Source organism: Methylomicrobium lacus LW14, assembly GCF_000527095.1.
GTDB classification, from domain to species: Bacteria; Pseudomonadota; Gammaproteobacteria; order Methylococcales; family Methylomonadaceae; genus Methylomicrobium; species Methylomicrobium lacus.
In genome coordinates this window covers 2,019,595-2,040,652 of the sequence record NZ_AZUN01000001.1, presented here as the reverse complement: position 1 = coordinate 2,040,652, position 21,058 = coordinate 2,019,595, and the positions used below count along the sequence as shown (strand labels likewise).

The following is a 21,058-nucleotide window of genomic DNA, read 5'->3' as shown; positions in this document are numbered from 1 at the left end:
CCAACCGCGAAAGGCGGTCACGGCGATCTCAGCTGAATTAACATTTTTCCGGCAGCGGATACGACGAAAACAGCGAAAGTTGAAGGCAAATGGGACCGTTTCATGACAGCGGGAAAAGCGGCCTTGAATTTAGCCGTCGCCATCCCCATTATCTTTGCTCGGGCTCTTTCTGGTCATGACCGCACCATCAGAGTTTACATCCAACACTAACGAAAACACTGCGTCCTCCATCGCACCAGCCGCATGAATCCGATACTCGAATTTTTTCCGATCGTTTTATTTTTTATCGCCTATAAGTTTTACGATATTTACGTCGCCACCGGCGTCGTGATTGTCGCGACCATTCTGCAGGTTGCCATCAGTTGGTATAAGACCCGTAAGGTCAGCACGATGCAGTTGATAACCTTAGGCTTAATCCTAGTGATGGGCGGAGCCACGATCATTCTGCAAAACGAGCAGTTCATCAAATGGAAATTATCGATCATCGAATGGCTGTTCGGCGTGGTCTTCCTGGGCAGCCAGTTTGTCGGTAAAAAAACGGTGATCGAACGAATGCTGTCGGCCAATCTGACCCTGCCCGATGCGGTTTGGCGGCGTCTGAATACGCTGTGGGCGATCTTCTTCCTAAGCATCGGCTTTATCAACGTCTATGTGATGTATCACTACAGCACCGACGAATGGGTCATGTTCAAAACTTTCGTGGTGCCGGGGCTGATGGTTGTTTTTCTACTCGGGCAAGTCGCGTTGATTTATAAACATCTTCCGGAAACCGAGGAATAATCCGTGTTATACGCGATCATCAGTGAAGACGTAGAGAATAGTCTGGCCAAAAGACTGGCCGTCCGCCCGAAACATTTGCAAAGACTGCAGGCGCTTCAGGACGCGGGACGGCTCGTGTTGGCCGGTCCGCATCCCGCGATCGACAGCGAAAATCCGGGCGACGCCGGTTTTAGCGGCAGTCTGGTCGTTGCCGAATTCGCGAGCCTCGAGGCCGCGCGGCAATGGGCCGACAGCGATCCTTATATCGAAGCCGGCGTTTATGCCAAGGTTATCGTCAAACCGTTTAAAAAGGTCTTTCCTCAATGACAGCGCAATTGATCAAGCAATTACTCACCGAAGCCCTCGCACCGCAAACGCTCGAAATTATCGACAATAGCGCGGCGCATGCCGGACATGCCGGCAACCGCGGCGGCGGCCATTATCATGTCACGATTGTGTCGCCGCAGTTTGAAGGCAAATCCATGGTGCAAAGACACCAGATGATTTATCAGGCGCTCGGTGATCTGATGAAGCAACAAATTCATGCCTTGGGCATTAATGCACTTACCCCCTCAGAAGAAACCAAAGGAAATTAATCGATGAATAAAAAAATCATCCCATTGCTCGTCGCAGGCGCCGGCCTGGTTGTCGGTTGTGAACAACAATCCGGTGATACTGGCGCCCCCTCTGCCTCGGCGCCGATCGAAAGCATTGTCAAAAAAGAAGACGCGGTCGCTTCGGTTAACGGCAAATACATCAGCAAGGCGCAACTGGAAGCCCTGGAAAAAGAAATCGCCACGCGTGCGCATGGCGCAAATTTCCCCAAAGAAAAGCTGGTCGAAGAGTTGATTCAGCGCGAATTGCTGGTTCAGGATGCGCTGCAAAAACAATTGGACAAGTCGCCTGAATATCTGGAACAACTGGAAGATGCCAAAAAATCTATCCTGACCCAGACCGAACTGAAAAACTTCTTCAAGACCAATCCGGTCACCGATGCGGAAGTGAAGGCCGAGTATGACACCAAGGTCGCTGCCGAAGCCGGCACCGAATACAAGGCGCGTCATATCCTGGTGAAGACCGAGGATGAAGCGAAAAAGATCATCGCCGAACTCGACAAGGGCGGCGACTTTGCGAAGTTGGCGAACAAAAATTCGATCGATGCGAAGGATTCACAAAACGGCGGCGATCTGGGCTGGTTTGTCTCCGACCAAATGGTCAAGCCTTTCTCCGAAGCGGTCGCCAAACTCGAAAAAGGCAAATACACCGCCGCGCCGGTGCAAACCCAATTCGGCTGGCATGTGATCCTGCGTGAAGATTCCCGCAAGCAAACGCCTCCTCCACTGGAAGCGGTCAAGGACCAATTGACGCCTTACCTGCAACGTCAAAAATTCCAAAAAATGATTGAAGGGATGCGTCAGCAGGCAAAAGTCGAGATTCTGGTGCCGCTGACCGAAGAAAAACCGAAAACCGAGCCTGCTGCGGGTGCGGAACAAAAACCGGCCGCTGAAGGCGCTGCCGGCAAAGAAGCGGCGCCGGCCGAGGCTGCGCCAGCGCCTGCACCTGCGGAAGAAAAAGCGCCGGCAGCCGAGGCGGCTCCAGCTGCGGAACCTGCAACCGCCGCTCCAGCAGAAGCCGCGAAACCGGCCGCAGAGCCTGCAAAGGAAGAAGCCAAGCCGGCGGCTGAAAAGAAATAATCAGGATGATTTAATCCTGGCTACACCCGGGACGGGGCGTTCGCCCCGTCCTTCAAATCTACGGACGGAAACCACGTCTTCCGCCCAGCCTGATCTTCGTCTCTGCCGCTACCGGGTTTTATTCAGCCCGCAGCCAGCAAAACTTCATTGAATGCATCAAAATGCCGGCCCAGCATCGAATCGGTCGGACGCTCGGGCAATGGCTGTTGCGCTTCAATTTTCACCGGAAATGTCGCCAAGAAATGCCGTCTGAGCAACGAGTCTTCGGGCAGCTTGACAGGATCGGAGCATCCGCTGCTGCATGACTTTGCGGCTGCAAACGCTACAGGTGTTACAGGTGTTACAACCGGCCGGGCGGAATCCACCGCCGTCCGCTTCGCCAGCATCGCATCATAATGGCGGGCCAGCATCGAGTCGGTCGGGCGGGTCGGCACTGAAGGCGTGGAGTCGGTCGATCGGGCAGGCGCTGAAGGCTTGGCTGCCGCGGCCAGGTGGGTGATGAAATGACGGCGCAGCATAGAATCCTGGGGCTGTTCATGCGCCGGATCGGGTTTCGGATACAGCGCGGACGCAGGCTGCGCTTCCACTTCGACTTTCGGCTGCGGTTCCGCTGCCGGCCGAGGCTCGGCAACCGGCGACGGATCGATCACGGCGATTTCGGCCGGGATGGATACGGTTTCTTCTATAACGCTGGCAGCGACGGTTTGCACCGTCGGCGTTTCGGGAGTCCTTTCCTGGCGCGCGGCTTGTTGACGACGTTGCCCGGCAGCCTGGATCGCTGCAGCTGTTTCCTGGTCCGCCTTGCGGCAGGCACTCCAGACGATGAAAGGCGTTATCACGCCGATAAATGCGGAGACGCCGGCGACCACGGCCAGGCCTGGATTTTCGAGGATGATCAGATACATCATCCACCACACGAAAAGGGCGAATGCGGCGAAGCCGAAAATAAACTGTATACTCAAGCTGAATAGCGGGATCAGGTGTTGTTTCTGTGCCGGAATCTCGCCGTTTGCGATGGCATGCAGTTCCTGCCGATGCAGTTTCCTTGCACGCTGCAAATTGATGATTTCGAATAAGGTGATGATCAGCAGGATCAGCACGCCGGCAACCGTTGCCTGAATTTCTATAGGGGTCGAATCTAAAATAGCCATAAATCCTCCTACTTGTTAATTAAAAAATCATCAAACACGGCAATTCTTGCCGGCAGCCCTCGATAATTAAGTTAGGCGAAAGTTTTTGCAACTTGCAGCAAGTGTCTGGGTTTAACGCTTGAAATTTATCAGAAACGCCAACGATTTTCTAATAAATTATTTTTGATGCCCAGCCGATCGCGTTTTTAACTTGGGATGTTGAAAGCGCAAGAATAAGACAAATTTTGACGGCGATTGTCCCCCGTGGCGGAGCAATAAAATTAGGGGATGGGATCAGGCGAAAGCGGGAGGCAAAAAACGGCGGGCAAAAAAAATGCGGTGGGTTAGACCGCATCAGAGAAGGATAAGTAACTCCGGATTCCCGTCGGGAATCTTGCATCTCAGGAGTCACTTAATATTCTAATCAGATTTGTCAAGATGGGAATGTGGCATTTTGTCGCATCATTTTTCGCCCTCTTCCGGGGGCTCGGTTTGCGGCTCAATATCCAGCAGATTGCTCAGTTTCGCAAAGTCTTCCAGCGTCAGATTTTCCGCCCTGAGTTTCGGGTCGATAGCCAATGCATTCATCTCGTCATCGGAAATCAGGTCTCTCAATGAGTTGCGCAAGGTTTTTCGGCGCTGCGAGAAGGCATGCGTGACGACACGATTCAAATTTTCCCGGCTATCGACCTGAACCATCCGTTGGCGGTGCGGCGTGAGCCGAACGATAGACGACATCACCTTCGGCGCCGGATCGAAGCTTTCCGGCGGCACATCGAATATATGTTCCGCCTCGCAGTCATATTGCATCATCACGCTGAGCCGGCCGTATTGTTTATTACCCGGTTCCGCGCACAATCTGTCGACGACTTCTTTTTGCAGCATGAAATGCATGTCTTCGATGCAAGGCGCGCTGCTCAGTAGATGAAACATCAACGGCGTCGAAATGTTATAAGGCAGATTGCCGACGATGTGCAGCCTTTCGCCTTCCTTTGCCAGCGCCGAAAAGTCGAATTTCAATGCATCGGCGCTGTGAATGGTGAAGTTCTCTCGGCCGGCAAATTTTTGCTTCAATAAGACCACCAGATCGCGGTCCAGTTCGACCACGTCGAGACGCACGCCGGCTTGCAGCAGCGGCTCGGTCAATGCGCCTTGGCCGGGGCCGATCTCGATCCAATGCTGACTGGGCCGGGCACCGATGCAGGCGATGATCTGGCGGATCACCGACTGATCATGCAGAAAATTCTGCCCGAAACGTTTGCGTGCCATATGCGCCATCTTATTTCTCTCTTCCGATCGCCATTTGCGCGGCGGTTTGCAGTGCATAGAAGAGGCTTCCGGTCTCGGCCTTGCCGGTGCCGGCCAAATCCAGGGCGGTGCCGTGATCGACCGAGGTGCGGATGATCGGCAAGCCCAGGGTAATGTTGACCGCCTGGCCGAAGCCCATGTGTTTCAGGACCGGTAAGCCTTGATCGTGATACATCGCCAGCACCGCGTCCGCGTCTAGTAGATATTTGGGCGTAAACAAGGTATCCGCAGGCAACGGGCCGTGCAGATTCATGCCTTGTCGGCGCAGGTTGTCGAGCACCGGCTCGATCACGTCGATCTCCTCGCGGCCCAGGTAGCCGTTTTCGCCGGCATGCGGATTGAGGCCGCAGACCAGGATCTTCGGTCTTTCGATGCCGAAACGGCAGCGTAAATCGTGTTCGAGCACGCAGATGACCTGGCGCAGGCGGCTGTGTGTGATCGCCCGGCTGACATCGGCCAGCGGCAAATGGGTGGTGACCAAGGCGACCCTGAGGCCGGGCGTCGCCAGCATCATCACCGGGTTGCCGCCGGTGATGCCGGCGATGTATTCGGTATGTCCGGTAAACGCCTGGCCGGCATCGTTGATCACGCCTTTGTGCACGGGACCGGTCACCATCGCGTCGAACAGGCCGTCGATGCAGCCTTTGACCGCTTTGTTCAGCGTTTTGAGCACATAAGGGCTGTTGGCGGGATTCAGGCGTCCGCATTGCGCCGGCTCGATCAGCTCGACAGGCAATACCGACAATTCCCCGCGTCGGTGCGGCGCGGGAGTCGAGGCGCCGTCAAAGCGCTTCAGCCGGATAGGGAGGCCCAAGAGTTCAGCGCGCTCGGCCAGTAAGGCTTCGCTGCCGACCACGACCACTTCGCAAGGCAAATCCTGTTGTGCGATCTGAATGCAAAGATCGGGGCCGATGCCGGCCGGTTCGCCGGGCGTCAGGGCGATGCGGGGCAGCGCGGAGGAGGGGCTATTCATTGATTATTTGGCAAAGCGGTCGTAAGCGCCATCGTCCAGTTAACCCGCCTGGCCGTCGACACGCGGGGCCGTCAATATCGGGGAATACACATAGACGAACAGCGCAAACGCGGCCAGCCAGAACAGCATCGATGCATAAACCAGCGTGCCGTACCAGTCGGGCAAGGCAATCGGCAGTACTACCCGGATCAGGGCCCCGGCATTCAGCAGGATGAAGCCTATCGCCATCGCATTCGAAACGCGCAGCGCCCGGCCGGTATGGCCGAGGGAGACCCGCGCCATCATGCCCAGGGTTAAGACGCCGATGCCGCCGACCGTAAAGGCGTGCAGGGGCAGGGACGGCAACACCTTGCCATACGCGGACAGCGCGGTCAGGCCAAAGCCCAGAATGATCCAGCCGTAACCCGCATACAAGACCCACAGCAACGGCACATACCAGACGCGCTGCACATACCAGCCCCAGATGCGCGCGAAATTGAACAGCACCGCAAGGCTCGAAGCGAGCGCCAACAGTGTTCCCGAAACGCCGGCCAGCAGCAGGCCGTACACCAGCACCGCGCTGCCGATCGCGCCGTATTCATACAGCGGTTGGCTGTTGACGCGGATGCCCGGCAAGCCGCGTTCGGTAAAAAACGGAAACACGCGTCCTGCGATTACCAGAATCAACAACACGATTGTCGCGACCGCCAGTTGCAGGCCCAGCCAGGTCAGATGCGGGAGCGACGTCAGAATGCCGGCGTGGATCAGGCCGTTCGCAGCGGTCAATACCAGCAAGATGCCGACAAAAATCAGATTGACGTATTGCCGGGTTGCCAGGATCGGTTTGGCGATCTGATAGGCCAGCGCGGGCAGGAAGGCAAAATCGATCGCCGCGATCACCGCATCGGGCAACAGCCCCGCATAAAACGGCGCAATGCGTCCGTACAGCCAGATCAGGCTCAGGGTCGCCAGTTGGTCGCCGGTCGGCGTTAATCTGGAGGAGGTCCAGTTTTTGACCGCGGTCAGCAGAAAACCGGCGATTACCGCGGCGGAATAGCCGAGCAGCATCTCATGCGCATGCCAATTGACATTGCCGAAATAATTGGCCGCGCTCAGCTTGCCGTTATAGATCGCATTCCACAGCACGATCAGCAACAGCGCCGATAGGCCGGCCAGTACAAAGAACGCTCTGAATCCTAAGGCGAAAAGCGGGTAATCGAAAAGTTTGGGTGTGGTCATAAAAGTGCTCCATCCGATCCGGTTCGGCTCCATAAACCCCGCTATTATACGCAATTCTCTGCAAAAGGGTCTTATGCTTTGCCCGTCGACAGTCAAACTGTGAACGCAAGCAAAGGTTTATCCGTTATCAGGATCGATTTATAATCGGTCGGACTTCAAACTTTAAGATAAGGAGACTCGACCATGGCGGAAACGTTATCCCAAATGATCCCGCTCGGCGCGATCGCGCCGGACTTTTTATTGCCCGATACGGTGACCGGTAGGACTTTCGGTTTACAGGACCTGAAAGGCGACAAGGGCACGATCGTGATGTTCATCTGCAATCACTGCCCCTATGTGCTGCATGTGAAGGACCAGTTGATCGCAATCGCGAAAGAATACAAGGACAAGGGCATCGCGACGATCGCGATCAGTGCGAACGATGTGCAAAATTATCCCGACGATGCGCCGGATAAGATGAAGGCCTTGATGGAAGCATGGGGGCGGCCTTTCGCGGCGTATCTGTATGATGAAAGCCAGGACGCCGCCAGAGCCTATAAGGCCGCCTGCACGCCCGATATTTACCTGTTCGATGCGGCGTTGGCCTGCGTTTATCGCGGACGCCTCGACGGCTCCACGCCGAAGAACGAGGTGCCGCTGACCGGCGCGGATCTGCGCGCGGCGCTCGACAATCTGCTCGCGGGCCGGACGATCGATCCGCAGCAGATTCCGAGCATGGGCTGCAATATCAAATGGAAAGCGGATTGAGCCTTTGATAAGAAGCCGCCTGTCCGGATGGTCCGGGCAGGCGGCTTTTTAGTGAACGCTTCAGTCGATAAAACGCCGGGTGATGTCGCCGAAGGCATCGATCCGGCGGTCGCGCAGGAACGGCCAGACCTGCCGGACGCGCGCGCTGCGCGCCGGGTCCAGCGTCGTGGTCAGGACTTTCACTTCGCTCGCATCCGCGCTGTCCTGGATGTCGCCCTGGGGGCCTGCGATGAAGCTGTTGCCCCAGAAATTGATGCCGACGCCGGCTTCCTGGTCGGGCGCCTGCTCGAAACCGATCCGATTGCAGGCAATCACCGGGATGCCGTTCGCGACCGCATGCGCGCGCTGGATCGTGATCCAGGCGTTCAACTGGCGCTGCTGTTCTTCCTTGGTGTCGTTCGGGTCCCAGCCGATCGCGGTCGGATAGATCAACAGGTCCGCGCCGGCCAATGCCATCAGCCGCGCGCCTTCCGGGTACCATTGGTCCCAGCAGACCTGCACGCCGAGCTTGCCGATCGAGGTCTCGATCGGGGTGAAGCCGAGGTCGCCGGGCGTGAAATAATATTTTTCGTAGAAGCCCGGATCGTCAGGAATATGCATTTTGCGGTATTTGCCGGCGATCCGGCCGTCCTTGTCGAAGACGACTGCGGTATTGTGGTACAGGCCCGGCGCTCTTTCTTCGAAAATCGTCGAAACGATCACGATCTTCAATTTTTTCGCGACGGCGGACAAAATTTCGGTAGTGGGGCCCGGAATCGGCTGGGCCAGGTCGAAGTTATGATAGTCTTCGTTTTGGCAGAAATAAGGTCCCAGGTGCAATTCGGGCAGCACCACCAGATCGGCCCTGGCGGCCGCGGCTTCATGGATTTTCTCGATCGAAAAGTCGAGGTTGCTTTGCCTGTCCAGATGGCAGGGCTGTTGTACGGCGCTAACGATGATAGGCGATTTCATAAAACGATTCAAAAAAGGTTGGCTCAATCCGCTTATTTTATAACGGTTTGTATGACAGGTGTGCAGGAGATGGTCGGGGCAGGATTTGGGTTCCGCCCCTGTAGAAAATGAGCGATTCCTTAGCGTAAGCTGTCCAGATGCTTGAACAGCAACAGGATGATCGCGCCCGGAATGATCGCGGCGGTGATCTCCCAGTAACCCATCTTCATCAGCACGAGTTGATTGCAGATCAGCAAGACGGTATAGGCGAATGCCGCCCAGCGCCTGAGCAGCCACAAGCCGGCGATGCAGACCAGGCTCAACGCCACCGAAAACGCAAAATAGGCCGGGTAGAGCGCGCCGACCTGTTTGGACATCGGCGAAAATACCAGATTGATCATCTGTATCGCATTGATCAGGCCGACCGCGCAGAGGGCGATGATCACGGCCGGTTTTTCCGGATTCCAGCGTGTGTCGTTCATCAGGATTTCCTCAAACAAATCGAAGGAGAGGTCGCGTTCTTGCCGAGGCAGTCGGCTGATTTCCCGTCTGCCTCGTGCAGGGAACTAGCCGATTCTCAGGCGCTGCCGCGCAGATCGAAGGCGGCCTCTGCTTCGGTCGGACTCGGCGTAAAATATTTTTTGAAGGCCGGCACGAAGCTGCCGGTAATCGGGATCGAGTAGAAGCAATAAATCGCGGCCGCTTCGCCGGTCGAAACGCCGAACAGCCATTGCGGCACGAACAAAGTGAAAAGCGCCATCACGCCGTGATAGAGGCCGATCCGCCAGTTATTGGGCCAGACGAAGGCGCTGAGCGCGAGCGCGAACAACGAGCCCCAGGTCACCAACAGCCCGAGGGCGCTCTGAATCGCATAGGCGACATGGTAAGTGCCCATATACAGGCAGGAAATCATGTCGCCGATGAAGTTCGGCTGGATGGCGAATATCTGGATTTCTTTCGGCAGGAAGCTGAACAGGATGAACGAGCCGCTCAGGGTCGCGCCGACAATTGTCGCGCGTTTCAGGGCGCCGGGATCGGTCGAATAGGTCGCCAAGGCCGGCATGATCGCGAAGGACTGCAAGGCGATATGATAGGTCGATAATTCGCTGAGTAACTGGTTGGTGCCGTAGCCGCATTGTCCGACGACGGGGTACGCGAAATACTGGATCAATTCCATCAACGAAAAGTGAAAGATTGCGAAGGCCCTGGCCGCGCGCACCGGCAAGGTTTCGCTTCTATCCATAAACGTAACGCCTGAGGCGGCGAAGCCGACGATACCCAGGCCCAACGACATATTTGCACTAAAACACATAACGATCCTCAATCAATTAATAGTTGATACAATGCAAAGCAAAGCAAACGGCGCGGAGAATAGCATATTCCCCTTAAGTGGTAATGTTTTTTGATGCGCCCAATAAAAAAGGCGTGGCGGACAACTCCGTCACGCCTTTTCCCCCGGGCAAGGGGTGAAAAACTAGGCTTTTACCGAATTTGCGATCGCGTTGAACGCTTCGACTTTGGCTTTGCCGATCTTGACCAGATCGACGCCGGTTTCGATGATCATTGGGCACAGGCCGGGCGTCCGATAGACGATCAAGCCCAGGTAGGCCACGGCTGGAATCGCGATAGCAGCACCGATGAAGCCATGCAGGCCGACCAGACCGAACAGCTTGATCAGCAAGGTGACCGCATCCAGAGGCAATAAAATCATCGCCCCGAAATAGGTGATGACCACGAAGGTGAACACGACGAACACCACGAACTGGAGCAACCTGACCAAGGCAACATTAATTTTTTTCATATGACTCGTAATTTCCTGATTCCACTAAGTAAACTTTAGTCAAAAAAGAACCCACAGCGCATCGAGGCGCTTTCTTTTTTTAATCGGGAATTATATCTTAAAGCTGCTCGAATCATCCATTTTTATTCCATCCGGCGGCTTCTTCAGGAAAAAGCGATACAGCAGGAAACCCGCAATAAAGCCGCCCAGGTGGGCCCACCAGGCCATCTTGGCCGCGCCGCCTTCGAACAAGAGTGACGTGGTCGCATCATGCAGTTGAATGATCACCCAGACGCCTAAAAAAGCGATGGCGGGGACACTGACCACGATCGGCAGCAAGAAGATCGGCACCCATAGAATGACGCGCTCCAGCGGATAGAGAAAAAAATACGCGGCCAACACGCCCGCAATAGGACCGGAGGCGCCGACCACCGGAATCTCCAGGCGCTGATCGAAATACCACTGCAAGGCCGTCGCGATCAGGCCGCACAGCAAATAGAAGGCCAAAAAAGACAGGCGCCCCATCCTATCCTCGACATTATCGCCGAAGATCCATAAAAACCACATATTCACGAGCAAATGCAACCAGTTGCTGTGCAAAAACAGGTTGGTCAGAAACGATAGATAGCCGTCGAAAGGCAAGCCCACCCGTTCCGCCCATGCCGGGTCCGAATATCGCAGCGGTATCATGCCGAAGCGGGCAATCAGCGGATTGCTGATCTCAAAGGGCAAAAGCTGCATCCAGACAAAAATGCTCACACAAACCGCGATCAGTCCCCAGGTGACTACCGGGCGGGAATTGCATGGTGCGGTATCTCTGATGGGGATCATGATTTCACTCCCGTGAAAGCGGCTGATAATTGATATAGTAATGCAAAAGGCCGATCATGAGGCGATAAAGTTCCCGTTCGGCCAAGATAGCGAATCCCATCGGAAAAACGCTGGCGCACCGAGGTTCTCGAATCGAGGCGGATAAGGAGGGGGGCAGGGGAGTCCCGCTTGTTTTCTGAGCGGCAGGGAAGGACTTATTTGCGGAAAAACAAATTGGCCAGCAGCGTTAACAGCAGGCTGATCACGATCATCGAAGTGATCGGTATGAAAATGAATTTTTTGCCGTCTTCGATGCGGATATCGCCCGGCAATTTGCCGAACCAGGCGAAGAGGCCGGGCAGATAAGTCAGGACAAGCCCGATCAACGCCAGCGCGATACCGATAAGCGTGAATAATTTACCGATCGGCATGAAGATCCTCGCAAGAATGACAGGCGGTAAAAACGGCGGCGCGAAAAAACAGCCAGCGACATCGGGCTGGCTGTTTTCGCAGTGGACAAGCGTTATCTTACCTGAAATCCTGAGTCAGAAGACTCGTATCGCCATCGAGGTGGGGCGGCATTAACCTTTATCGGTCACGGTCACGCAAAGGTTGGTCGGTTTTTGCTGGGCATTCAGCACCGGTTTCAAGGTAAATGCAACGATCGTGTCGACGCCGGCATCGCCTAGATCCTTGACCGGCACATTTTCGACCGAAATTTTACTGCCATTGACCTTCCATTGATAATCGGCGTCGAAGGCGGTGTTTTTAGCCGAATTTTCCAGATCCACCTCGAAGTTGGCGCCCGCGCAGGCGGCCGTCGGCTGTTTTAAATCGAGCACATGGGTGTGGAAGCCGCTTTCCTGATTTTCGTGCGAGCTGTCGTCGATCGGCAGGTGCGTGACCACGACGAGCAGATTATTCGCATTGTCGGTCAGCGCCGCATAGCCGAAGGCGCCGGATTTGCCGTCCACCGGGATCGGCTTCGCGGTCTGGATTTCCAGTGCCAGGGTTTTATTGTCACCCTTTCCCGCGACTTTGACCGAAGAGCGCCAGATCGACAGATAGCCTTCGGTTTCGGACATCGCCGCGCTGCTTGCCAGGCTCAAACCGGTTGCAGCGGCCAGCAGAGTGATAGTCTTGATGAATTGCATAAGTGACCTCCGAGCATTATTAGTATCGAATCGATATTATAATGACAATGCAGAGGAATGCAAACTTTTACTTTGCTTATTGGCTAGGGCGAACCTCGTTGGAGCCAAGATTACGCCCCTGAGCACGGAATCATCAGGTCGCATTCCGCCGCGTATAGCGGTGCTTAACGCCGACAGGAAAATAATCCGGATCGCCGAAAGGCCGTAATTCGATCCGAGGCATTTGTTTGGCTGGCGGTACATAGTTCGCGAATTCGCTGTTCAGCCGGAGCAATTGATTGCGAATCGACGCGGCGATGGCGGCCTCTGTGTCCGTGTCCGCCGCAACCCTGGGCAGCAGTTCGACCGCGACAGCCAGGAATTCGGCGCCGTCGCGGTCGTTTTTGACTTCCATCACGAATTTGCCGCTGACCCAGGGTGTCAACTCGGCCTGCTCCAAGCCGACCACCACGTTTTCCGGATAGATGTTCGCGCCGTAGAACGATACGGTGAAATCGGCGCGGCCGAAAACCCAGACAAAGGGCAGGGGGAATCCTTCGTCTTTGAGTGCGGGCAGCCCGCGCGTTTTCAGGAAAGCGAGCAAGTCGGCATGACTGATCAGTCCGCCGCGGTCGGCGATGTGGTAGCGGATCAGCGGCACGCCGTTGTCGCCGGTGACCGCCAGGGTGGCGCCGTCGATCAGTTCGAAGTAACGGCTGCAGGGATCGTATTGGACCAGGGTCGGCAGGCGCGATTCGCCGAACAGTTCGCGGGCGACGGCGGGATGCTCGGCCAGCCAGCGCCGGATCGCGACGCTGAGCGGCGTCTCGTTGCCCAATACGCCGCCGTCCGCCGTGCCGTAGAGCGAGGCGGAGTCGTGGCAGGGCGCTGTCGAGCCGACGCGTTGCAGCATCAGGCTGCGCCATTCTTCGCTGTACACTTCGCCGGCAAAGACGAACTTGATTTTGTAAATGGGCCAATCGATGCCCTGAGCGGAACCGGCATCGATCACATCCTTCACGAAGGGCGGATAGCCGAGCAGCACGGTCTGTTCAAAATAAGGCCCCAGCTCACGCACCACGCGCAGGATTTCATCCGGTTTGTTGCCCGGCGTCGCGACGGTCAACGGATAGCCTTTTTGCGCGAGATGCCAGCAGCAGGAGGTCGTGAACACGCCGCCGACCCAGTTGCCGAGCGGAAAGCAGACGACCGCCAGGGTATCGCTCCGATCGGCGCGGAAGCTGTGGCGGAAGACCTGCTCGAAGCGCAGCGCGATGTCCAGTTCGTCGGTCATCGCGCGCGGCCAGAAGGTCGAAATTCCGGTCGATCCCGAAGAGACTGCCAGGCGGTCGCAAGCGCTGAGCTGGCCGCCTTGGCAGCGCGCCGGCAGCGGATATTTCTGCATATAGTTCGCCTTGTCCATGAGCGGCAGCATCGCAAAATCTTCGAAGTCTGCGATCCGGTCGGGATCGGTGCCTTGGTCCTGAAGAAATTGCCGGTAAGCCGGCACGTTGGCGGCCGTTTTTTTGAATAATTGCAGCGCGTGTTGCCGAGAATCGGCGGCCAGCCGTTGCTGCATGAGCGTATCGAGCGGGGTGTTCAGAAAGGCCGAAAGCCGTTCGATCACGGCGGCGGGACGGTCGGTTTTCATCAGGCTCTCCGGGTTAGGCGGCAACGGGAAAAGAATTTTATCGGACAGTGTCTCCGATGACTGGAAATCATGCGCCTTAGACAGCCGCGCCACAGGCGCTTGCCGCATTGCGCGGCTATATCAAATAGCGGGCTTGGGTTTTTGTCAAGGACGGCCGTCAAGCGTTCGTTGGTATCGGCATGCCGGCACAGCCGCCGCGAAACCCCGGCCTAGGCTGCGGGTGCAAGCGCGAAGAATATCGGCTATACTGAGTTGCCTATCATAATAAAAGCTTAAGTCGTCGTCGGCATTCAAAAATGCGCATCAAGGTTCTGATTTTGATTTTTGCGTTGTGCTTTCCCCTTTGGGCGGCCGATCGCTTTGTGCCGAAAAACGCTGTTTCCACATTGCCGCTGAATGCCGGCGAAATCGAGTTTTTGCAACGCATCGACCCTATCGGCGTCTGTGTCGATCCCGACTGGATGCCTTATGATTTTGTGACTGATCAGGGCGACTATATCGGCATCAACGCCGATTTCCAGAAAATTTTTGCCGAACGGATAGGCAAGGAAATTCGTTTGGTAAAAACGGCGGATTGGCAAGAGTCGCTTGAATATGCCCAACAGCGGAAATGCTCTATCCTATCCAGCGCGACGAGGACCCCTCAGCGCCTGGCGTATCTGGATTTTACGCGCCCGTTCAATGTCTATCCGATCGTGATCGCCACGCGCAATGATCAACCGTTCATTGCCGATTTTCGGACTGTTTTGCACAAGACCTTTGTGACCGTCAAAGGTTTTGCCGCGCTCGATTTACTGAAGCAAAAATATCCGAATATACGAATCCTCGAAGCCAAGGATGCCCATAGCGGGCTCGAATGGGTCGCCAGCGGTAAGGTGTTCGCTTATCTCGATACGGTCGCGACGATTGCCTACCAAAGTCAAAAACATGGAATATTGAACATCAAAGTCGCCGGCGTGACCGATGTGCATTATACGATGTCGGTCGCGGTCAGAAACGATCAGCCCTTGTTACTCAGCATCTTCGAAAAGGCGGTCGCGTCGCTGACCGAGACGGATAAACTGACGATTTTGAACAAATGGATTGCCATCGCCTATGAAAAGAAGCGCGATTACCGATTGCTCGTCTATGTCCTCTTGGGTTTTGGGGTTTTGCTCGTGCTTTTGATTGTACGGGAATGTGTCGTCCGTCGATACAGGACCAAATTGCAGACCTTGAACAAGGAGCTTGAGCAATTATCGAATACCGATGCGCTGACCGGCATCGCGAATCGGCGATTTTTGGATCATGTCTTTGCCAAGGAAATCGCCAGGGCTCGGCGCTATCATTCCAATTTTTCGGTGATCATGCTCGATGCGGATCATTTCAAAGTGATCAATGATAATTTCGGCCATCATGCCGGCGATCAGGTGTTGAAAAAATTGGCGACCTTGATTGGCTATACGGTCAGGACAAATGATCTGCTCGGACGCTGGGGCGGCGAGGAATTTTTGCTGCTGTGCCCCGAAACGGACCTTGATGGGGCATTGCGATTGGCGGAAACGATCCGGCTAAAGGTTCAGCTGTTTGATTTCGGCATACCGCAACGGATCACCGTCAGCCTTGGTGTGGCGGAGTACCGCTATAGCCAGTCTCTGGAAGATTTCCTGAAAATCGTCGATGCCGCGCTCTACGAGGCGAAAGCCTCCGGGCGCAATCGGGTGAAGGCCAATTGATAAGCGTGTTCGATAGACGTTTGCTTTGACCGTGGACGTTCGGCAACGACTGCGTCTACAATAAGCACACATCCCCTTGGGTTGTTTATTCTTTGCCGGCATTTTTGCCCCCCAGACTTCTCTTTCATGGATCAATCAATCATCTTCGACCTGAACCTGATCAACCGTTACGATAAGGCCGGGCCGCGTTATACCTCTTATCCGACTGCGCTCGAATTGCACAAGGGTTTCGGCGATACCGATTACCGCTGGCATATCGCCAAATCGAATCGGGCGGGCGGGCCGTTGTCGCTGTATTTCCATCTGCCGTTTTGCGATACGGTTTGCTTTTATTGCGCCTGCAACAAGATCGTGACCAAGAATCGCGGGCATGCGGCGCCGTATCTGGACAATCTCTGCAAGGAGATCGCGATGCAGGGCGCGCTGTTCGATAACAGCCGGGTCGTCAATCAGCTGCATTGGGGTGGCGGCACGCCGACTTTTTTGAGCGATGCGCAGATGCGCAAGCTGATGGAAGTCACGCGCGCGCATTTCAAGTTGCGGGACGACGACGGCGGCGAATATTCGATCGAAGTCGATCCGCGCGAAACGCATGACAGCACGATCAGGCTGCTGCGCGAGCTCGGCTTCAACCGGATCAGCCTCGGCGTGCAGGATTTCGACCCTGACGTGCAAAAGGCGGTCAACCGGCTGCAAAGCGAGGAGCAGACATTAAGCGTTCTGGAAGCCGCGCGCGCCGAAGGCTTCCGCTCGACCAATATCGACCTGATCTACGGCCTGCCGCTGCAAACGGTCGCAACCTTCGCCAAAACGCTGGACAAGATTCTGGCCGTAGAGCCCGACCGGCTGTCGGTGTTCAATTACGCGCACATGCCGGTGCGCTTCAAAACCCAGCGCCAGATTCATGAGGCCGAGCTGCCGTCGCCGGAGGTGAAGCTCGCGATCCTGCAAATGGTCGGCCTCAGGCTGACCGAGGCCGGTTATGTGTATATCGGCATGGATCATTTCGCGAAACCCGATGACGAACTCGCGGTCGCGCAGCGCGAGGGCAAACTGTACCGGAATTTTCAGGGCTATTCGACGCATTCGGACTGCGACCTGGTCGGCCTCGGCATCACCTCGATCGGCCGGGTAGGGGATGCGTACATTCAGAACGTGAAAGACCTCGAAACCTATGACCGGCTGATTCATCATCAAAAATTGCCGGTGTTCAAGGGCGTCGATCTCGATCAGGACGACAAATTGCGCCGCGCGGTGATCACGCAATTGATCTGCCATTTCGGCCTGAGTTTTGCCGCGATCGAAAAAGAATTTGCGATCGATTTTGCCGGCTATTTCGCGCGCGAACTCGAAGCCTTGCGGCCGATGCAGGTCGACGGCCTGCTCAGATTGTCGGCCGCCGGCATCACGGTATCCTCGGCAGGCCGCTTGCTGATCCGCAATATCTGCATGGTGTTCGACCGTTATCTGGCGCAAAAAACGCAGCAGCAATTTTCAAAAGTCATATGAAGCAAGCGATGAACGAAGAACGGATCATAGAACTCGAAATCAGGGCCGCCTATCAGGATGATTTACTCCAGGCCTTGAATCAGATCGTCAGCCAGCAACAGCAGCAGATCGACCGGCTCGAAACGGCCTACCGCCAGTTGAACGAGAGGATGCAAAACCTGCTGACCGAAGCCGGTACCCCCGGCGAAACGGTGCATGAAATCCCGCCGCATTATTGAGCTCAAGCGCGGCCGGCAAGCCTGATTTGGCTTGCCGGCCGCGCGCAGGCGATGCTTTGATGTGCCGAAGACAGGCCCATGTCGCCGTCTCATCGTTTATTATGCTTGACTTTTTTGGAATCGCTTGTTATCAATGCCGGTGTTCCGAGTAAAAATATAACAACAACATCACAGAGGGGGAAGGGTATGGAATCGAATGGCGACACCGTCCAGGGCGACTTGCTGGTCAAATTGAACCGGCTGGAAGATCAAGTCTCGACGCTAACCATGCAGCTGGAGTTGAACAAAGAAACCATCGCGTTTTTGAAAACGACCTTGTCAGAGCGCGATTCCTATATCAGCGATCTCGAAATGAAACTGGCCGCGGCGCAAAAAGATCTCGAAAAATCGACGCTGGAGAAGATTTACGAATTGCGCGATCAAATCAAAAACGGCATCGACGACAAAATGGTCACGCCGGTATTGGCCGAAATCCGGCGCAATATCGGAGTGCTGCAGGGTTTTGTCGAGCAGACGCGGGAGATCATCAAGCAGAAGCAACGTTTGATCCGGGAGAATAGTCAGGCTACGGTCAATATGATTTCGCGCACTCCCGATCGGGCAATACGCTATGTCGAGGAAACGATCATTGAGCCGGCGCGTTTCGCCCTGCATCACATCAGTCAGCAGACCGCGATCCGCTACGCGGCGGTTGTCCAGCAACTGGAAGAGGAAGTGTTAAGACCCGGTGTCCGGAACTACCAGCGCCTCGCGCATCTGGCAAACGAGCTGCCGTCGGACATTGCGGTATTGTTTCAGATGCGGGTGGTCGAGCCCTGGCTGGCTTTCGTCCATGACCTTCCGCGCGCGACGGACGAAGTCGGCGGCGCGTCGAAGGCGCAGCTGAAGCAGTTGATCGGCTATAACCGCAAGCTGGTCAGGCAATTCATCGAGTTCTTGTCGGATGCAATCAAGAAATCGCCATTCTGGGACGGTAAAAACCGGATCGCGTCGGCTTGAGGATGCTGCGCGTCAGGGTCACGTTGCCGAGTCAACGGTGACGCGACCCTGGGGGTGGTGGGTTCAGCTTTGCGGTTCGGATGCCTGCTCGCCATATTCGGCGATTTGATCCAGGCGCGTCACGATTTCACTCGAAGACAATTCCAGCGCGGATTTGTAGCTCGCGCAGGCCTTGTCTTTTTCGTTTTGTGCGAAATACAAATCGCCCAGCAGTTGATAGGCCTGTACGGTCGGATCGCTGGCGAGGCTTTGGCTCAGGTAAACTTCGGCTTTTTCATACTCACCCTGTTGCAGGCACAGTTTGCCGAGCAGCGACAGCAATACCGCGTTGTTCGGCCCCGAAATCAGCCATTGTTCGGCGTTCGCCAGTTGTTTTGCCGCATCGTTCGATTGCACGCTGCCGTATAAAACCAGCAGGGTATCGTCCAGGTTGACCGACAAGGTGTGCGCGAGTTCGGCTTCGATCGTGTTGCCGGCGCCGGCCTCGATCATCGCGGCAAAATAGATCGCCGCCATGCCGTGCATTTTTTTGATATGAGTCGGCGTTTCGGACCAGAGCAGGGCGATCTGCTTCGCATCGCCCATCTCGGCGGCCTGTTTCAACAAACGGCTGAAGGTTTCGGTTTCGAGCAGCTTGACTTCGGCTTCCATCAAGACCTTGTTCTGGTTCAGCGACGGCAACAGTTTTCGGATCGCTTCCCAGTCGCCGATGCTCTGATAGGTCTGATGCAGCAATTTCAATACGCTGGCGTGGGTCGGATTGATCGATTGCAATTTGGTCAGGGTTTCGAGCGCCTGATCGAACTGATTGCCGGACAGATGCAGTTCAGCTTGGGTCAGGCCGATCGCGATATTCGAACCGGGGGCCTGATCGGCGGCTTTTTGCAGATATTCATCGCGCTTGTCGAAAGCGCCGCGCGACTGCGCCGCGCGCGCGGCAGTCAGGTAATGGATCAACGGCGCGCCGCTGTGCGAGGCATGCTTGATCAGCACTTTTTCGGCCTGTTCCCAGTTGCCTTCGGCCGAATCGACAAGACCCGCGATCAAGGCTTCCTGCGAGCGGTTGAATTTGATGTGGGTGCCGCGCTGTTTAAGCTGGCCCGGCAGTCGGATCAGCCAGCCGAGGAAGCGGAAAAAAACATAAAACAGAAAAAAACCGATCACCAGCGCGACCGCGAAAGCGGCGAGCGTCGTCTCGATCGACCAGTGGCCGATCCCGACCAGCACATAGCCGGGGGTTTCCAGGCTTTTGAAGCCATAATAAACCGCGAGCGCGGCGGCAACCGTAATGAACAGCGGCCCTAGAAAATAAAGGATCTTTTTCATTTTTTAGTCGGTTCCGGTTGAGCGGGGGCGGCAGGTGCAGGTGGTGGCGTGACCGCCGCCGGGGCTTCCGGAAGCGGATTCGCTTCAGGCGCTTTCGGTTTTTCGGCCGGCGCCGCCTGCAGGACTTTGTCGGTTTCGACCCGTAATTTGGTGATGTCTCTGAGCAATTTCAGCGAGGTGCTGATATCCGGGAAATGGCTGCGGATATTGATCGCCAGGAAGCGGTCAAGCTCGCCGACGAATTTGCGCGTTTCAGGGGTCGGCGTGAAATTCAGTTCGGTCCATTTTTTCGCGTCCTGCAGACCGGCTCGGTACAAGGCTTCGTTTTGCTGCACCAGCGCGATCTTGACCGTTTCGAGCTTCGCGCGCAATTGCTCGCGGATGAACTGCGCTTCTTCCGGCGTCAGGGTTTCCTTGATTGGCTGATCGGTATGGCGGATCGTGACGATGCCGTGCAGGCTTTCGATCGCCGAGTCGAGCAGCTTATGCGCGGGCTCCTGGCTGTCCGCGTGGCTGTGGATTTCGGTCGACGGACTCAGCGTTTTCCCTGCATAGGGCAGCAGCAAGGCCAGTTTTTCGGACGTATCCTGAAGGCTTTGCAAGGCGGCGTACAAGCCGACGATATCGGCTGCGGCAACGTTTTTGAGCGCGGCGATCTCTTTCGCGATTTCCTCGCGCACCTTGAAGACGGCGGCGTCGCCGCTTTCGTGCAGGCGCTGATCGGCCGCTTCGAGCGCTTGGCGCGCGGTATTCACGTCGCCGACCAATTGCAGGCGCTCATTGGCCGCGCCGAGTAAATATTCGGCATCCGCGATCAGCCAGTCGCCGCGGGTTTTGCCGAGTTGGCGTTGCAGGCGGGCGATTTCCTCGCTCAAATCCTTGCGCGTGTTGTCCAGTTTCTCGCTCTGTTGCTTCGAGATTTCGTCCAGTCTTGCGGTGAAGTGATCGTCCTTGTGCGCGATCGTCGATTCGAGCGTCGCCAAATGCTCCTGGATCGCGGTAAGCTGGGCTTGGTAGTCGGAGATTTTCTTCGCCATCTCGCCCTTGACTTCGCCGCCCAGGTTGGACTGGCGGTCTCGGAGCTGCATCAGAAAATAATAGCCGGCGCCGGCGACCGAGAAGATGATCAGGATGATAATCACGCCAAACCATAATCCG

The 21,058-nt window shown here is 55.9% G+C and carries 24 protein-coding genes; 10 read left to right on the top strand and 14 right to left on the bottom strand.

Annotation, left to right across the window (positions count from 1 at the left end):
- The first annotated feature begins 243 nt into the window (after positions 1–243).
- Genes METLA_RS0109175 through METLA_RS0109160 form a run of 4 tightly spaced genes read left to right on the top strand, consistent with a single transcriptional unit; the run spans position 244 to position 2,453 of the window.
- Positions 244–780: a septation protein A gene (locus METLA_RS0109175; RefSeq protein ID WP_024298272.1), complete on the top strand. Its 537-nt coding sequence runs from the start codon at positions 244–246 to the stop codon at positions 778–780.
- Positions 781–783: 3 nt separating this feature from the next.
- Positions 784–1,086, top strand: a complete 303-nt coding sequence (locus METLA_RS0109170; protein WP_024298271.1) for a YciI family protein — start codon at positions 784–786, stop codon at positions 1,084–1,086.
- A complete protein-coding gene (locus tag METLA_RS0109165) occupies positions 1,083–1,355 on the top strand; it encodes a BolA family protein (protein WP_024298270.1) in 273 nt (90 codons plus the stop codon). The genes METLA_RS0109170 and METLA_RS0109165 overlap by 4 nt, the downstream gene beginning before the upstream one ends.
- 3 nt (positions 1,356–1,358) lie before the next feature.
- Entirely contained in the window at positions 1,359–2,453 is a 1,095-nt protein-coding gene (locus METLA_RS0109160; protein WP_024298269.1) for a peptidylprolyl isomerase, read from the top strand.
- 122 nt (positions 2,454–2,575) lie between these two features.
- Here METLA_RS0109160 and METLA_RS22570 read toward each other — a convergent pair whose 3' ends face one another.
- From METLA_RS22570 to METLA_RS0109140, 4 genes are all read right to left on the bottom strand, one after another.
- Positions 2,576–3,604 carry a TMEM70/TMEM186/TMEM223 family protein gene (locus METLA_RS22570; protein WP_024298268.1) on the bottom strand — a complete coding sequence of 343 codons (1,029 nt, stop codon included), beginning with the start codon at positions 3,602–3,604 and terminating at the stop codon, positions 2,576–2,578.
- 441 nt (positions 3,605–4,045) lie between these two features.
- A complete protein-coding gene (gene rsmA / locus METLA_RS0109150) occupies positions 4,046–4,861 on the bottom strand; it encodes a 16S rRNA (adenine(1518)-N(6)/adenine(1519)-N(6))-dimethyltransferase RsmA (protein ID WP_024298267.1) in 816 nt (271 codons plus the stop codon).
- Between the two features lies 1 nt (position 4,862).
- A complete protein-coding gene (pdxA, locus tag METLA_RS0109145; RefSeq protein ID WP_024298266.1) occupies positions 4,863–5,864 on the bottom strand; it encodes a 4-hydroxythreonine-4-phosphate dehydrogenase PdxA in 1,002 nt (333 codons plus the stop codon).
- A gap of 39 nt (positions 5,865–5,903) precedes the next feature.
- On the bottom strand, positions 5,904–7,082 hold the full coding sequence (locus tag METLA_RS0109140) for an NnrS family protein (protein WP_024298265.1): 1,179 nt from the start codon (positions 7,080–7,082) through the stop codon (positions 5,904–5,906).
- Between the two features lie 183 nt (positions 7,083–7,265).
- On the opposite strand from METLA_RS0109140, the gene METLA_RS0109135 reads away from it, so the two are divergent.
- Positions 7,266–7,829 carry a thioredoxin family protein gene (locus METLA_RS0109135; RefSeq protein WP_024298264.1) on the top strand — a complete coding sequence of 188 codons (564 nt, stop codon included), beginning with the start codon at positions 7,266–7,268 and terminating at the stop codon, positions 7,827–7,829.
- 60 nt (positions 7,830–7,889) lie between these two features.
- Here METLA_RS0109135 and METLA_RS0109130 read toward each other — a convergent pair whose 3' ends face one another.
- The 6 genes from METLA_RS0109130 to METLA_RS0109100 all read right to left on the bottom strand — a co-directional run bounded on the left by METLA_RS0109130 (position 7,890) and on the right by METLA_RS0109100 (position 11,780).
- The gene (locus tag METLA_RS0109130; RefSeq protein WP_024298263.1) at positions 7,890–8,780 is read right to left on the bottom strand and encodes a carbon-nitrogen hydrolase; all 891 of its coding nucleotides are present in this window, start codon (positions 8,778–8,780) and stop codon (positions 7,890–7,892) included.
- Positions 8,781–8,899: 119 nt separating this feature from the next.
- Complete coding sequence (locus METLA_RS0109125; RefSeq protein ID WP_024298262.1) at positions 8,900–9,241, bottom strand: hypothetical protein; 342 nt, start codon at positions 9,239–9,241, stop codon at positions 8,900–8,902.
- 95 nt (positions 9,242–9,336) lie between these two features.
- A complete protein-coding gene (locus METLA_RS0109120) occupies positions 9,337–10,071 on the bottom strand; it encodes a DUF5765 domain-containing protein (protein WP_024298261.1) in 735 nt (244 codons plus the stop codon).
- 162 nt (positions 10,072–10,233) lie between these two features.
- Entirely contained in the window at positions 10,234–10,560 is a 327-nt protein-coding gene (locus METLA_RS0109115) for a hypothetical protein (protein ID WP_024298260.1), read from the bottom strand.
- Positions 10,561–10,650: 90 nt separating this feature from the next.
- A complete protein-coding gene (locus METLA_RS0109110) occupies positions 10,651–11,370 on the bottom strand; it encodes a rhomboid family intramembrane serine protease (RefSeq protein WP_024298259.1) in 720 nt (239 codons plus the stop codon).
- A 194-nt stretch (positions 11,371–11,564) separates the two neighbouring features.
- Positions 11,565–11,780 carry a DUF2905 domain-containing protein gene (locus METLA_RS0109100; RefSeq protein WP_024298258.1) on the bottom strand — a complete coding sequence of 72 codons (216 nt, stop codon included), beginning with the start codon at positions 11,778–11,780 and terminating at the stop codon, positions 11,565–11,567.
- Here METLA_RS0109100 and METLA_RS22935 point away from each other — a divergent pair.
- Positions 11,779–11,934 (top strand): hypothetical protein, encoded by a 156-nt coding sequence (locus METLA_RS22935; protein WP_161635399.1) that lies wholly within the window; start codon positions 11,779–11,781, stop codon positions 11,932–11,934. The two genes, METLA_RS0109100 and METLA_RS22935, sit on opposite strands and share 2 nt — an antisense overlap.
- On the opposite strand, the gene METLA_RS0109090 is transcribed toward METLA_RS22935, so the two are convergent.
- Positions 11,931–12,503 carry a hypothetical protein gene (locus tag METLA_RS0109090; RefSeq protein WP_024298257.1) on the bottom strand — a complete coding sequence of 191 codons (573 nt, stop codon included), beginning with the start codon at positions 12,501–12,503 and terminating at the stop codon, positions 11,931–11,933. The two genes, METLA_RS22935 and METLA_RS0109090, sit on opposite strands and share 4 nt — an antisense overlap.
- Positions 12,504–12,636: 133 nt before the next feature.
- Entirely contained in the window at positions 12,637–14,133 is a 1,497-nt protein-coding gene (locus METLA_RS0109085) for a phenylacetate--CoA ligase family protein (protein ID WP_024298256.1), read from the bottom strand.
- 296 nt (positions 14,134–14,429) lie between these two features.
- On the opposite strand from METLA_RS0109085, the gene METLA_RS0109080 reads away from it, so the two are divergent.
- The 4 genes from METLA_RS0109080 (at position 14,430) to METLA_RS0109065 (ending at position 18,574) form a co-directional block, all read left to right on the top strand.
- On the top strand, positions 14,430–15,848 hold the full coding sequence (locus tag METLA_RS0109080; RefSeq protein WP_024298255.1) for a diguanylate cyclase: 1,419 nt from the start codon (positions 14,430–14,432) through the stop codon (positions 15,846–15,848).
- A 126-nt stretch (positions 15,849–15,974) separates the two neighbouring features.
- Positions 15,975–17,357, top strand: a complete 1,383-nt coding sequence (gene hemN / locus METLA_RS0109075; protein ID WP_024298254.1) for an oxygen-independent coproporphyrinogen III oxidase — start codon at positions 15,975–15,977, stop codon at positions 17,355–17,357.
- An 8-nt stretch (positions 17,358–17,365) separates the two neighbouring features.
- A complete protein-coding gene (locus METLA_RS0109070) occupies positions 17,366–17,575 on the top strand; it encodes a SlyX family protein (RefSeq protein WP_024298253.1) in 210 nt (69 codons plus the stop codon).
- Between the two features lie 186 nt (positions 17,576–17,761).
- Positions 17,762–18,574: a hypothetical protein gene (locus tag METLA_RS0109065; protein WP_024298252.1), complete on the top strand. Its 813-nt coding sequence runs from the start codon at positions 17,762–17,764 to the stop codon at positions 18,572–18,574.
- Positions 18,575–18,637: 63 nt separating this feature from the next.
- Here the strand turns inward: METLA_RS0109065 and METLA_RS0109060 are convergent, their stop codons facing one another.
- Together METLA_RS0109060 and METLA_RS0109055 are read right to left on the bottom strand one after the other, a co-directional pair.
- Complete coding sequence (locus tag METLA_RS0109060) at positions 18,638–19,900, bottom strand: heme biosynthesis HemY N-terminal domain-containing protein (RefSeq protein ID WP_024298251.1); 1,263 nt, start codon at positions 19,898–19,900, stop codon at positions 18,638–18,640.
- On the bottom strand, positions 19,897–21,042 hold the full coding sequence (locus METLA_RS0109055) for a uroporphyrinogen-III C-methyltransferase (protein WP_342665864.1): 1,146 nt from the start codon (positions 21,040–21,042) through the stop codon (positions 19,897–19,899). Before METLA_RS0109055 ends, METLA_RS0109060 begins: the two co-directional genes overlap by 4 nt.
- Positions 21,043–21,058 lie beyond the last annotated feature (16 nt).